This is a genomic window from Streptomyces sp. NBC_00647 (genome assembly GCF_045207245.1).
Taxonomy (GTDB): domain Bacteria; phylum Actinomycetota; class Actinomycetes; order Streptomycetales; family Streptomycetaceae; genus Streptomyces.
This window is the reverse complement of record NZ_CP109040.1, coordinates 2,038,131-2,050,669: the sequence shown is the minus strand read 5'-3', so window position 1 is coordinate 2,050,669 and position 12,539 is coordinate 2,038,131. Positions and strand designations below refer to the sequence as shown.

Genomic DNA, 12,539 nt, shown 5'->3' with positions numbered 1-12,539 from the left:
TGGCTCTCCGGGGTGTCGGCGCGGGCGGGCGAGGCGGAACCGGGGAAGCGGGGCGGTCGCTCGTGGGTGGCGGTGTCCGGCCGATCGGCCCCGGAAGGATCACAGGCTGGTTAACGTCCTCGAAACTCCGGCCAACTAGCGTGCGCATCCACGCCACCAGGGGTTTTGGTGGCTGCGGCCACCGGGCCCCGCACGGTCCGGAGCGAGGATGTGAGGTGGGACGCCGTGCAATTGACCCCGCACGAGCAGGAGAGGCTGCTGATCCATGTGGCCGCCGACGTCGCCGAGAAGCGCCGGGCCCGCGGGCTGAAACTGAACCACCCCGAGGCCGTCGCCCTGATCACGTCGCACATCCTCGAGGGCGCCCGCGACGGCCGTACCGTCGCCGAGCTGATGTCCTCCGGGCGCAAGATCCTCACCCGGGACGACGTCATGTCGGGCATCCCCGAGATGATCCACGACGTCCAGGTCGAGGCGACCTTCCCGGACGGCACCAAGCTCGTCACCGTCCACGACCCGATCGTCTGACGGGAGAGCGAGCGCCATGATTCCCGGAGAGATCCTCTTCGCCGATGAGCCCGTCGTCTTCAACGAGGGCCGTGAGGTCACCCGCATGACCGTGCTCAACGCCGCCGACCGCCCCGTCCAGGTCGGCTCCCACTACCACTTCGCCGAGGCCAACCCCGGGCTGGACTTCGATCGCGCCGCCGCGCGCGGCAAGCGGCTCAACGTCGCCGCCGGCACGGCCGTGCGCTTCGAGCCCGGGATCCCCGTCGACGTCGAACTCGTCCCGCTCGCCGGCGCCCGTGTGGTGCCCGGCCTGCGCGGTGAGACCGGAGGTCCCCTCGATGCCTGAGATCTCGCGTGCCGTGTACGCCGACCTGTTCGGCCCGACCACCGGCGACCGCATCCGCCTCGCGGACACCGACCTGCTGATCGAGATCGAGGAGGACCGCTCCGGCGGTCCCGGACTCGCCGGTGACGAAGCGGTGTTCGGCGGCGGCAAGGTCATCCGGGAATCCATGGGCCAGGCGCGCGCTACGCGCGCAGACGGCACCCCGGACACGGTCGTCACCGGTGTCGTGATCATCGACCACTGGGGGATCGTCAAGGCCGACGTCGGCATCCGTGACGGCCGGATCTCCGGTATCGGCAAGGCCGGTAACCCGGACACCATGGACGGTGTCCACCCCGACCTGGTGATCGGCCCCGAGACCGAGATCATCGCGGGCAACGGGCGGATCCTGACGGCGGGCGCCATCGACGCGCACGTGCATCTGATCTGTCCGCAGATCGCCGACGAGGCGCTCGCCTCCGGCATCACGACGCTCGTCGGCGGCGGTACCGGCCCCGCCGAGGGCTCCAAGGCGACCACCGTCACACCCGGCCCCTGGCATCTGGCCCGGATGCTGGAGGCGATGGAGGGGTATCCGCTCAACTTCGGTCTGCTCGGCAAGGGCAACACCGTCTCGCACGAGGCGATGCTGTCGCAGATCCGGGGCGGCGCGCTCGGCCTGAAGATCCATGAGGACTGGGGCTCGACGCCCGCCGCGATCGACGCGGCGCTCACCGTCGCCGACCGCACCGGCATCCAGGTCGCCATCCACACCGACACGCTCAACGAGGCCGGGTTCGTCGCCGACACCCTCGCGGCGATCGGCGGACGCGGCATTCACGCGTACCACACCGAGGGTGCGGGCGGCGGGCACGCGCCGGACATCATGTCCGTGGTCTCCGAGTCGTACGTGCTCCCCAGCTCGACCAACCCGACGCGGCCCTACACCGTCAACACCGCCGAGGAACACCTCGACATGCTGATGGTGTGCCACCACCTGAACCCGGCGGTGCCCGAGGACCTGGCCTTCGCCGAGTCCCGGATCCGGCCGTCGACCATCGGCGCCGAGGACATATTGCACGACCTCGGTGCCATCTCGATCATCTCGTCCGACTCCCAGGCCATGGGCCGGGTCGGAGAGGTGATCATGCGGACCTGGCAGACGGCCCACGTGATGAAGCGGCGCCGGGGCGCGCTGCCCGGTGACGGCCGCGCGGACAATCACCGGGTCCGTCGCTATGTCGCCAAATACACCATCAATCCGGCGCTCGCCCAGGGCCTCGCGCGGGAGATCGGCTCCGTCGAGACCGGCAAGCTCGCCGACCTCGTGCTGTGGGAGCCCGCGTTCTTCGGGGTCAAGCCGCACCTCGTCATCAAGGGCGGAATGATCGCGTACGCGCAGATGGGCGACGCCAACGCGTCGATCCCGACGCCTCAGCCGATCCTGCCCCGGCCGATGTTCGGAGCGATCGGGCGGGCCCCGGCAGCGAACTCGTTCAACTTCGTCGCGCCGCTCGCCATCGAGGACGGGCTCCCGGAACGGCTCTCGCTCGGCAAGCGGTTCGTGGCCATCGACTCGACGCGGGCGGTCACCAAGGCCGACATGCGGGAGAACGACGCACGGCCCCAGGTGCGGATCGACCCCGACAGCTTCGCCGTGCACATCGACGGCGAACTCGTCGAGGCGACTCCGGCCGCCGAACTGCCCATGGCCCAGCGTTACTTCCTCTTCTGATGTCCCGGGCAGCGCTTCTCGTCCTGGCCGACGGCCGCTTTCCCGCCGGAGGGCACGCGCACTCCGGCGGGGCCGAGGCGGCCGTCAAGGCCGGGCGGATCACCGGAGCGGCGACCCTGGAGGACTTCTGCAGGGGCCGGCTGCACACGACCGGACTCGTCGCGGCCGCACTGGCCGCGGCGGGTGCGCTCGGGATCGATCCGTCGGCCCTGGACGCGGCCGCCGACGCCCGCACGCCCTCGCCGGCGCTGCGGGCCGCCGCGCGTCGGCTCGGACGGCAGCTCATGCGGGCGGCCAGGGCGACCTGGCCCTCCGCCGAACTGGACGCGCTGGCACGGGAGTTCCCCAAGGGCTCCCATCAGCCGGTGGTACTGGGTGTGGCGGCGCGCGCTGCCGGACTGGGGCCCGAGGACGCCGCGTACTGCTCCGCGTACGAGTGCGTCAGCGGGCCGGCGTCGGCGACGGTGCGGTTGCTGAGTCTCGATCCGTTCGACGCGACGGCCGTACTGGCCCGCCTCGCACCGGAACTCGACGTCGTCGCCCACGCCGCGGCCGGTGCGGCGCGGCGGGCTCTCGACGACGGGGTCGAGGCGCTGCCCGCGGCGTCGGCACCGCTGCTGGAGATCAGCGCGGAGGCACACGCGGCCTGGCCGGTACGCCTCTTCGCGTCGTAGGAGTCCTCGCTTCCGGGGCAGCCGCCCCCACACCCCCGCCGTCGGCCCGAACGGCCCGGTCCGTGAACGCCGGACAGGCCGCCTCGCGTCGGCGCGGACCGAATGAAGTTGGAGCCGTACCGTGCACCTCGACCACACGCACCACGGGCCGTCCGCGATCAGCGCCGACGCCCACCGCCCCGACGGCTCGCGCCGTGCCCTGCGGATAGGGCTCGGTGGCCCCGTCGGTTCGGGGAAGACCGCCACCGTCGCCGCGCTCTGCCGGGCGTTGCGCGACGAGCTGTCCCTCGCCGTCGTCACCAATGACATCTACACCCGCGAGGACGCCGAGTTCCTGCTGCGGGAAGCGGTGCTGCCGCCCGAGCGGATCACGGCCGTGGAGACGGGCGCCTGTCCGCACACGGCGATCCGGGACGACATCTCCGCGAACCTCGAGGCGGTCGAGGACCTGGAGGACGAGATCGGGCCGCTGGATCTGATCCTCGTGGAGTCCGGGGGCGACAACCTCACCGCGACCTTCTCCAAGGGGCTGGTCGACGCGCAGATCTTCGTGATCGACGTCGCGGGCGGGGACGACATCCCGCGCAAGGGCGGGCCGGGTGTCACGACGGCCGACCTGCTCGTCGTGAACAAGACCGACCTGGCACCGTACGTCGGGTCCGACCTGGGCCGGATGGCGGCCGACGCCAAGGCGCAGCGGGCCGAACTCCCCGTGGTCTTCCAGTCGTTGCGGACCGAGGGCGGGGTCACGGCGGTCGCCGGCTGGGTGCGGGAACGGCTCAGCGCGTGGACGGCATGACGACGGCGGGGGTGCGCGCCACCGCGCGGATCGAGGCGCGGGACGACGGGCGGGGCGGGACGTCGCTGCCCGTACTGGACGGGGAGGGGCCGCTCGCCCTGCGCCGGGTGCGGAGCAGCGGGTCCGAGGCGACCGTGATGCTGGTCGGGGCGATGAGCGGACCGCTCGGCGGCGATCACCTCACCGTCGAGGCGCGGGTCGGTCCGGGCGCGCGACTGCGGGTCGGCTCGGCGGCGGCCACCATCGCCCTGCCGGGTCAGGCCAAGGGCGAGGCCCGCTACGACGTGCGCCTCGATGTCGCCGACGGAGGCGAACTGGTGTGGCTGCCGGAGCAGTTGATCTCCGCCGGTGGCAGTGAACTGTCCGTCTCCTCGTGCGTCGACCTCGGGCTCGGGGCCCGGCTCGTCTTCCGGGAGGAGCAGGTTCTCGGGCGGGTGGGTGAGGAACCCGGGCGGCTCACCAGCCGTCTCACCGTGCGACGCGACGGCCGGGCCCTGCTCGACCAGGAGTTGGCGTGCGGTCCCGGCGCACCCGGTGGCTGGGACGGGCCCGCCGTCCTGGCGGGCCATCGGGCCATCGGGCAACTCGTCGTCGTACGACCGGAGTTCGAAAAGGAGATGCCGTCGGCGCGACTGCTGGGAGAGTATGCCGCGCTGACCCCGCTGGCCGGGCCCGCCGTGCTGGTGACGGCACTCGCCCCCGACGCGCTGTTGCTGCGCCGGGTGCTGGACGGGGCGCTGCGTGAACTCGCTGAGACCGGCAGTCCGCGCGCGCCTGAAGTCAACAGCCGTTGAACGAAGGCTGGTTCGCGGTACATTCACCGCTCAACGGAACAAGGCGTACCGGCTATCGGATTAGTAAAGAACCCCGGTCACATCTGTTCTCAGGGACCTCACAGCGGCAAGGATCCCCGTATCAATCGCAACGATGTACGGGGAGGTACCCACTTGAGGTCCAAGAGACCGACAAGACGGGTGACAGCGCTCGGTTCGGCCGGAGCACTCGTCACGGCGACCCTGATAGCCGGAGCCGTCGCGGCCCCGTCGGCCACCGCCGACTCGCGCCACGGTCAGGGCTACGGTCAGAGCCGCGAGCAGCGCGGCGCGGCCGTCGCCGCCGAGCGGGCCGCCAAGGCCGGGATCGACTGGCAGGACTGCCCGGCGGACTGGGGCTTCGAGAAGCCGATCCAGTGCGGCTGGGTCAGCGTGCCGCTGGACTACGCCCGCCCCTACGGCAAGCAGATCAAGCTGGCCGTGGACCGCATCGGGAACACCGGTACCAAGGAGGAGCGCCAGGGCGCGCTCGTCTACAACCCGGGCGGCCCCGGCGGTTCGGGCATGCGCTTCCCGCGCCGTGTCACCACCAAGAGCCCGCTGTGGGCGAACACCGCCAAGGCCTACGACTTCGTGGGCTTCGACCCGCGTGGTGTCGGCCACTCGGCGCCCATCTCCTGCATCGACCCGCAGGAGTTCGTCAAGGCGCCCAAGGCGGACCCGGTCCCGGACTCCGAGGCCGACAAGCGAGCCCAGCGCAAGCTGGCCGCGGCGTACGCGGACGGCTGTGCCGAGCGCAGCGGCAAGGCCGTGCTGGCGCAGATGACCACGCCCAACACGGCACGCGACCTCGATGTCATCCGGGCCGCGCTCGGTGAGAAGAAGCTCAACTACCTGGGCGTCTCGTACGGCACGTACCTCGGCGCCGTCTACGGCACGCTGTTCCCGGGCCACGTGCGCCGCATGGTCGTCGACAGCGTCGTCAACCCGGCGCGCGACAACATCTGGTACCAGGCCAACCTGGAGCAGGACATCGCCTTCGAGGGCCGCTGGAAGGACTGGGAGGACTGGGTCGCCAAGAACGACGCCACGTTCCACCTCGGCGACACCCGCGCCAAGGTGCAGGACCAGTGGCTGAAGCTGCGCGCCACCGCGAAGAAGAGCCCGCTGGGCGGCGTCGTCGGCCCCGCCGAGCTGATCTCCTTCTTCCAGAGCGCCCCGTACTACGACTCGTCGTGGGTGCCGGTCGCCTCGGTGTTCAGCAAGTACGTCGCGGGTGACACCCAGGCGCTCGTCGACGCCGCGTCCCCCGACCTGTCCGACACGGCCGGCAACATCTCCTCGGAGAACGGCAACGCCGTGTACACGGCCGTCGAGTGCACCGACGCCCAGTGGCCCACCAGTTGGAAGAAGTGGGACCGGGACAACACACGGCTCCACGCGCAGTATCCCTTCATGACCTGGGCGAACGCGTGGATGAACCTGCCGTGCGCCACGTGGCCGGTCAAGCAGCAGACCCCGGTGAACGTGAGGACCGGCAAGGGTCTGCCGGCCGTCCTGATCGTGCAGTCCACGAATGACGCCGCCACGCCGTACGTCGGCGCCGTCGAACTGCACAAGCGGTTCAAGGGCTCCCGCCTGATCACCGAGCAGGGCGCGGGCTCGCACGGTGTGACCGGTCTGGTCAACCCGTGCATCAACGGGCGGGTGGACTCCTACCTGCTCACCGGCAAGACGGACGCCGCCGACGTGACGTGCGCGCCGCACGCCACTCCGCAGCCGTAGTCCCGCTGCGCGAGGGGGCGGCCGGTCCGACCGGCCGCCCCCTCGGTCGTACGTGTCACATCGCCGCCTCAGGACGCGAGCCAGGCGTCCTCGGCCGCGTAGTCGAACAGATCCCCGTAGTTCCTGAACATCGCGGGATACGCCTCACGCCAGTCCCGTCCCGCGAGCTGCCGCTCGATCGAGGCGATCGTCTCCGGGAGCGTGTCGGCGTACCGGATCACGGGGCGATGCCCCAACTCCCGCTCGGCGGCGCTCATGTCGCAGATCACGGGCTGGGGGACCGACCAAGGGGTGTCGCCCACGGTGGGGGACGGGGGAGGCCCGTCGACGAGGACGTCCTCCGTCCGGGCGCCCATCACCGTGTCGATGGCCCGCGCGATCTCCGCGACGGTCGGCGCCTCGGGGTCGCACGCGTTGAGGACGCGCGAGCCCGGTCGCGCGGCGGCCAGGCGGATCAGCTCGGCGAGGGTGTGGACGCTCACCGGATGGAAACGGCTCGCGCCGCCGAACGCGAGGATCCGCCTGCGGCGGCCGTCGAGATTGCGCTTGACGACATACAGCTCGCGGGGTGTGCGGCCGTACGGGCCGTGGACGGCGCCCGCCCGCAGCAGCGTCGTCGGCAACCGGTCGCCCGCCGCGAGGAGTTCACTCTCCAGGGCCACTTTGCGCGTGCTGTACGTGGACTCGCCGGGCGGGACGGTCCGTTGGCTCTCCGGGATCGGCACCGGATACGCGGGGAAGCCGTCCGGCTCGGACTGGGTGTCGAAACCGCGCCCCTTGCCGTCCTCGTACACCGACACGCTGGAGATGACGACCGCCGAGCCGATCCGGCCGGCGAGCGCCGTCAACTGCCGTGCGTGGCCGGCTCCGTACGCCACGATGTCGACCAGCGCGTCGCAGCCGTCACCGACCGCCGTGGCCAGTGCGGTGGCGTCGTCCCGGTCCAGCGCGGCCGTGCGCACCTCGGCGGGCCAGCCGCCGTCGCGGCCGCCGCCGCGCGACGCGGCCGTCACGTCCCAGCCGTCCCGTGCGAGCGCGTCCACGGCCGCGCGCCCGATCTGCCCTGTCGCTCCGATCACCACAGCACGTCTCATACGTAAGAAACGTACAGGACGTACGTATGAGTTCCCCGTTGGGTCAACTTAGCGGCATACGAGGAAACTTGCGCCCTGCCTCGGCCTTCTCCGCCGCCTTCTCCGCGGCCTCCTCCGCCTTGACGACGGCCGCGTACCGGTCGACGTACTCCTGCTCGGAGAGGGTCAGGATCGCGTACATGATCTCGTCGGTGATGGCGCGCAGGATGGCCTTCTCGTTCTCCATCCCGGCGTAGCGAGAGAAGTCGAGCGGCTTGCCGAAGCGGATCACCACGGGGTGGATCCGCGGGAGCTTCCTGCCCGGGGGCTGCGCCTCGAACGTGCCGATCATCGCGCAGGGGATGACCGGGGCCTGGGCCCGCAGGGCCATCACCGCGACGCCGACCTTGCCCTTGTAGAGCCGTCCGTCGTGCGAGCGGGTGCCCTCGGGGTAGATGCCGAGCAGCTCGTCCTTGCGCAGTACGCCGAGCCCCTCGCGGATCGCGGCCTGCCCCGCCTCCTTGCCGGAGCGGTCCACCGGAATCTGGCCGACGGCGCGGAAGAAGGCGGCCGTCAGCCGCCCCTTGATACCGGGCCCGGTGAAGTACTCGGCCTTCGCGAGGAAGGTGATCCGGCGCTTCAGGATCGCCGGCATCAGGAAGTGGTCCGCGAAGGACAGGTGGTTGCCGGCCACGATGGCCGGGCCCGACGACGGAATGTGCTCAAGGCCCTCGATCCGAGGCCGGAAGACCAGTCTCAACAGTGGACCCAGAAGCACATATTTGAGCACGTAATAAAACACTGGGGCGCTCCTCATTTCCCCCGGGGAGCGATCAGTGTAGGCGCGGCCGTCGCCGGGCGTAACCAGTGCGGTGTCACCCTCTGTGGCCTCTTGGCCGGTATCAGACCCCTTGCGTCAGCACTTTCTCAAGGGCCCCTAGAGCCGACTGGAGTTCCTCGGCCGTGATGGTGAGCGGCGGCGCCAGCCGGATGGTCGAACCGTGCGTGTCCTTGACCAGAATCCCCTCGTCCATCAGGCCCTGGCTGATCTCGCGGCCCGTGCCGATGGAGGGGTCGATGTCGACGCCCGCCCACAGCCCGCGCGAGCGGAAGCCCTCGACACCCCGGCCCACCAGGGCCGTCAGCCCGTCCCGCAGGAGGACGCCCAGCTCGGCCGCCCTGCGCTGGTACTCACCGGTCTCCAGCAGCCCGACGACCGCCGAGCCGACCGCCGCGGCCAGCGGGTTGCCGCCGAAGGTGGAGCCGTGCTCACCCGGGCGCAGCACCTCCATCACGTCCCGGCGTCCGACGACCGCGGAGACCGGCACGATGCCGCCGCCGAGCGCCTTGCCGAGCAGCAGGAGGTCGGGGACGACCGACTCGTGTTCCACCGCCAGGGTGGTGCCGGTACGCCCGAGGCCGGACTGGATCTCGTCCGCGACGAACAGACAGCCGGTGCGGCGGGTGAGCTCGCGGACGCCGGCGAGATAGCCGTCGTCCGGGATGACCACGCCCGCCTCGCCCTGGATGGGCTCGAGCAGCACCGCGGCCGTCGTCTCGTCGATCGCCGCTTCGAGGGCGGCCAGGTCGTTGTACGGCACGACCCGGAAACCGGGCGTGAAGGGGCCGAAGCCGGTACGGGCCGTCTCGTCCGTGGAGAAGCTGACGATCGTGGTCGTACGGCCGTGGAAGTTGTCCGCCGCCACCACGATGGTGGCCCGGTCGGGTTCGACGCCCTTCACCTCGTACGCCCATTTGCGGGCCACCTTGATGGCGCTCTCCACCGCCTCCGCGCCCGTGTTCATCGGCAGGACCATGTCCAGGCCGGTCAGCTCGGCCAGGGACTCGGCGAATCCGGCCAGCCTGTCGTTGTGGAAGGCCCGCGAGGTGAGGGTGAGACGGTCGAGCTGGCGGTGCGCGGCCTCGATCAGCACCGGGTTGCGGTGGCCGAAGTTGAGGGCCGAGTAGCCCGCCAGCATGTCGAGGTAGCGGCCGCCCTCGACGTCCTCGACCCAGCTGCCCTCGGCGTGCGCGACGACCACGGGCAGCGGGTGGTAGTTGTGCGCCAGGACGGGAGCCTCGGCCCGGATCAGTTCGTCGGAGCTGCGCGTACCGGCGACGGCGGACGCAGTCGTACGGGCGGGAGCGGTCATGAACGGATCTCCTGAGTGCAGCACTTGATGCCTCCGCCGGCCTTCTGGAACTCCGAGAGGTCGACGGGGACGGGGACGTAGCCGTGGCGGACGAGCTGATCGGCGAGGGCCTCGGCGCGCGGCGCGATGAAGACATGACGCCCGTCGGAGACCGAGTTGAGGCCGAAGGCGAAGGCGTCGTCGCGGGTCGCGTGAACCGCGTCCGGGAACAGCCGGGCCAGCACCTCGCGGCTGCCCGGCGAGAAGGCCTCCGGGTAGTAGGCGATGTTGTCGTCGTCGAGGACGAAGAGCGCGGTGTCCAGGTGGTAGAAGAGCGGGTCCACCAGCTGAAGGCTGATCACGGGGACGCCGAAGAACTCCTGGACCTCGCGATGGGCCTCGGGCGTCGTGCGGAATCCGGTCCCCGCGAGGACGTACCGGCGCGTCGGGACGAGATCCCCCTCGCCCTCGCACACCGACTCGGGGCGGTAGACGTCGAAACCGGCCGCCTTGAACCAGGTCTCGTACGCGGTGGACTCGGGGCGGCGCTCCGGCGCGTGGAAGGACGAGCCGAAGACACGGCCCTCAAGGACGAGCGCGCAGTTCGCGGCGAAGACCATGTCGGGAAGACCGGCGACCGGTTCGACGGAGTCGACGGTGTGGCCGTGCGCGCGATAGGCGCTGATCAGCGCGTGCCACTGATCGCGCGCGAGATCGACGTCCACGGGGGTGTCGGGACGCATCCAGGGGTTGATCGCGTACTGCACGGCGAAGTGTCTGGGTTCGCAGACGAGAAAGCGCCGAGGGCGCGGCACACGGCTGTCGGGCACAGAGAGGTTCCTCCGCTTCCTGCGGTGTCGGCTGGTGGGATGCCTCCACGGTAAGAAACGGGGGATACGGGCGACAAGCGTCGAGAGCTGCGCGTATACGCAGTACTGCTGCGTGATCGGCTGGGTCAGCGCACGTTTCCTGCGTCGTCCGGGGCTGCGTATGTCGCCCCGGCCTCCGGAGCCTCGGGCAGCAGATGGGACAGCACCATGTAGCTGATCGTCTTCCGGATGAACGGCTCCACCCGGATGCGCTCCAGGATCTCCTCGAAGTGCTCCACATCGACGGCCCGCACATGCAGCAGCGCGTCCGCGCCCCCGGTCACCGTCATCGCCGCGGTGATCTCCGGATGGTTGCGCACCACCTCCGCGAGCCGCCGGGGCGGCGCCGCACCCTCGCAGTACACCTCGACGTACGCCTCCGTGCGCCAGCCGAGCGCCACGGGCTTCACCGTGGCCGTGAACCCGGTGATCACGCCCGTCTCGCGCAGCCGGTCGACCCGGCGCTTGACCGCCGTCGCGGACAGCCCGATCGCCGCGCCGATCTCCGCGAAGCTCGTCCGGGCATTGGCCATCAGAGCCGTGATGATCTTGCGGTCGAGCTCGTCGAACATCGCGGGCTTGCTGTTCATGGCCGCACTGTATCCAGCGACAGCCTCCACCCGGCCGGGGACGACGCCGGGGACGACGTCCATGTCCCGCACATGTCCAGCCGTGGCAATCGCTCTTACACTCCACTCTCATGCTGCGCGCGCTCGCCGTCGACGACGAACAACCGTCCCTCGAGGAACTCCTGTATCTGCTGAACGCCGATCCCCGGGTCGGCAGCGCCGAGGGAGCGAGCGACGCGACCGAGGCGCTGCGCCGGATCAACCGGGCCCTGGAGTCCGGACCCGGCGGGCCCGAGGCGATCGACGTCGTCTTCCTCGACATCCACATGCCCGGCCTGGACGGGCTCGACCTGGCCCGGCTGCTCGGCGGGTTCGCCCAGCCGCCGCTCGTCGTGTTCGTGACCGCCCACGAGGGCTTCGCCGTGCAGGCCTTCGACCTCAAGGCCGTGGACTACGTCCTCAAGCCCGTACGCCGCGAACGGCTCGCCGAGGCGGTACGGCGGGCCGTCCAGCTGCGGGGCACCGCACCCCTGATCCCCGTCCACGAGCCCGACCCCGACCACATATCCGTCGAACTCGGCGGAGTGACCCGCTTCGTGGCCGTCGAGGACATCACCCATGTCGAGGCGCACGGCGACTATGCCCGGCTGCACACCGCGCAGGGCAGCCACCTGGTGCGCATCCCGCTGTCCACCCTCGAGGAACGCTGGCGTCCCCGCGGCTTCGTCCGTATCCACCGGCGCCACCTCGTCGCGCTGCGCCACATCGGCGAACTCCGCCTGGACGCGGGCGCGGTGAGCGTCCTCGTCGACTCCGTCGAACTCCAGGTCAGCCGCCGTCACGCCCGCCAGCTGCGCGATCTGCTGCTGCGCCGGACCACGAGCTGAGGAGGACGGCGTGCCGCAGGACCCCACCGAACGCCGCGTGACCGTCACCGGAGCACCCCGGCGCACCCTCCCTCACGCTCGGCTTCGCTCGCGCGGGCGCTACCCCCAGGCGTCCGGCTCCTACCGGCCGAGGACCGAGATCGACGAACAGACCACCCTCGGCCACACCTATGTCCGGTCCCTGATGCGCAGTCAACTCCGCGTGGCGCTGACGGTGTTCGCCGTCCTGGTGCTGCTCGTCGGCCCGCTCCCGCTGGTCTTCGCCGCGATGCCGGACGGCGCGACCCTGGAATGGGCCGTCCTCGGTTTCTGCGTGTACCCGCCGCTGGTGCTGCTCGCCCGCTGGTACGTACGGCGGGCGGAGCGCAACGAGAAGGACTTCGTGCGCCTGGTCGAGGACCGCTGAAC

General features: G+C 70.9%; 14 protein-coding genes. 9 read left to right on the top strand and 5 right to left on the bottom strand.

Annotation, left to right across the window (positions count from 1 at the left end; genetic code table 11):
• Positions 1 to 225: 225 nt before the first annotated feature.
• The 7 genes from OG788_RS08980 (at position 226) to OG788_RS08950 (ending at position 6,601) form a co-directional block, all read left to right on the top strand.
• Positions 226 to 528, top strand: a complete 303-nt coding sequence (locus OG788_RS08980) for an urease subunit gamma (protein ID WP_351535013.1) — start codon at positions 226 to 228, stop codon at positions 526 to 528.
• Positions 529 to 544: 16 nt separating this feature from the next.
• Complete coding sequence (locus OG788_RS08975) at positions 545 to 856, top strand: urease subunit beta (protein ID WP_351535015.1); 312 nt, start codon at positions 545 to 547, stop codon at positions 854 to 856.
• On the top strand, positions 849 to 2,570 hold the full coding sequence (locus tag OG788_RS08970) for an urease subunit alpha (protein ID WP_406369992.1): 1,722 nt from the start codon (positions 849 to 851) through the stop codon (positions 2,568 to 2,570). The genes OG788_RS08975 and OG788_RS08970 overlap by 8 nt, the downstream gene beginning before the upstream one ends.
• Positions 2,570 to 3,244 (top strand): urease accessory protein UreF, encoded by a 675-nt coding sequence (locus OG788_RS08965; protein ID WP_406369990.1) that lies wholly within the window; start codon positions 2,570 to 2,572, stop codon positions 3,242 to 3,244. The genes OG788_RS08970 and OG788_RS08965 overlap by 1 nt, the downstream gene beginning before the upstream one ends.
• Positions 3,245 to 3,365: 121 nt before the next feature.
• On the top strand, positions 3,366 to 4,043 hold the full coding sequence (gene ureG, locus OG788_RS08960; RefSeq protein WP_351535023.1) for an urease accessory protein UreG: 678 nt from the start codon (positions 3,366 to 3,368) through the stop codon (positions 4,041 to 4,043).
• On the top strand, positions 4,040 to 4,837 hold the full coding sequence (locus OG788_RS08955) for an urease accessory protein UreD (RefSeq protein ID WP_406376711.1): 798 nt from the start codon (positions 4,040 to 4,042) through the stop codon (positions 4,835 to 4,837). The genes ureG and OG788_RS08955 overlap by 4 nt, the downstream gene beginning before the upstream one ends.
• 153 nt (positions 4,838 to 4,990) lie before the next feature.
• Positions 4,991 to 6,601: an alpha/beta hydrolase gene (locus tag OG788_RS08950; RefSeq protein ID WP_406369988.1), complete on the top strand. Its 1,611-nt coding sequence runs from the start codon at positions 4,991 to 4,993 to the stop codon at positions 6,599 to 6,601.
• Between the two features lie 68 nt (positions 6,602 to 6,669).
• On the opposite strand, the gene OG788_RS08945 is transcribed toward OG788_RS08950, so the two are convergent.
• The 5 genes from OG788_RS08945 to OG788_RS08925 form a co-directional block, all read right to left on the bottom strand.
• On the bottom strand, positions 6,670 to 7,683 hold the full coding sequence (locus OG788_RS08945; protein WP_406376710.1) for an NAD-dependent epimerase/dehydratase family protein: 1,014 nt from the start codon (positions 7,681 to 7,683) through the stop codon (positions 6,670 to 6,672).
• Between the two features lie 55 nt (positions 7,684 to 7,738).
• Positions 7,739 to 8,476: a lysophospholipid acyltransferase family protein gene (locus OG788_RS08940; RefSeq protein WP_351535029.1), complete on the bottom strand. Its 738-nt coding sequence runs from the start codon at positions 8,474 to 8,476 to the stop codon at positions 7,739 to 7,741.
• A 100-nt stretch (positions 8,477 to 8,576) separates the two neighbouring features.
• On the bottom strand, positions 8,577 to 9,827 hold the full coding sequence (rocD, locus tag OG788_RS08935) for an ornithine--oxo-acid transaminase (RefSeq protein ID WP_406369986.1): 1,251 nt from the start codon (positions 9,825 to 9,827) through the stop codon (positions 8,577 to 8,579).
• Complete coding sequence (gene ddaH, locus OG788_RS08930) at positions 9,824 to 10,636, bottom strand: dimethylargininase (protein WP_406369985.1); 813 nt, start codon at positions 10,634 to 10,636, stop codon at positions 9,824 to 9,826. The genes rocD and ddaH overlap by 4 nt, the downstream gene beginning before the upstream one ends.
• A 125-nt stretch (positions 10,637 to 10,761) precedes the next feature.
• The gene (locus OG788_RS08925) at positions 10,762 to 11,265 is read right to left on the bottom strand and encodes an Lrp/AsnC family transcriptional regulator (RefSeq protein WP_266756029.1); all 504 of its coding nucleotides are present in this window, start codon (positions 11,263 to 11,265) and stop codon (positions 10,762 to 10,764) included.
• Positions 11,266 to 11,375: 110 nt separating this feature from the next.
• Between OG788_RS08925 and OG788_RS08920 the strand changes: the two genes are divergently transcribed.
• Together OG788_RS08920 and OG788_RS08915 are read left to right on the top strand one after the other, a co-directional pair.
• Positions 11,376 to 12,131 (top strand): LytTR family DNA-binding domain-containing protein, encoded by a 756-nt coding sequence (locus OG788_RS08920; protein WP_351535042.1) that lies wholly within the window; start codon positions 11,376 to 11,378, stop codon positions 12,129 to 12,131.
• A gap of 10 nt (positions 12,132 to 12,141) precedes the next feature.
• Positions 12,142 to 12,537 (top strand): hypothetical protein, encoded by a 396-nt coding sequence (locus OG788_RS08915; RefSeq protein ID WP_351535045.1) that lies wholly within the window; start codon positions 12,142 to 12,144, stop codon positions 12,535 to 12,537.
• The last annotated feature ends 2 nt before the right edge of the window (positions 12,538 to 12,539 follow it).

What these genes read in the sequence shown, in the direction of transcription:
- OG788_RS08975 (WP_351535015.1), top strand. Translation starts at nt 545, where the DNA reads ATGATTCCCGGAGAGATCCTCTTCGCCGATGAGCCCGTCGTCTTCAAC.
- OG788_RS08970 (WP_406369992.1), top strand. Translation starts at nt 849, where the DNA reads ATGCCTGAGATCTCGCGTGCCGTGTACGCCGACCTGTTCGGCCCGACC.
- OG788_RS08965 (WP_406369990.1), top strand. Translation starts at nt 2,570, where the DNA reads ATGTCCCGGGCAGCGCTTCTCGTCCTGGCCGACGGCCGCTTTCCCGCC.
- OG788_RS08955 (WP_406376711.1), top strand. Translation starts at nt 4,040, where the DNA reads ATGACGACGGCGGGGGTGCGCGCCACCGCGCGGATCGAGGCGCGGGAC.
- rocD (WP_406369986.1), bottom strand. Translation starts at nt 9,827, where the DNA reads ATGACCGCTCCCGCCCGTACGACTGCGTCCGCCGTCGCCGGTACGCGC.
- OG788_RS08925 (WP_266756029.1), bottom strand. Translation starts at nt 11,265, where the DNA reads ATGAACAGCAAGCCCGCGATGTTCGACGAGCTCGACCGCAAGATCATC.
- OG788_RS08920 (WP_351535042.1), top strand. Translation starts at nt 11,376, where the DNA reads ATGCTGCGCGCGCTCGCCGTCGACGACGAACAACCGTCCCTCGAGGAA.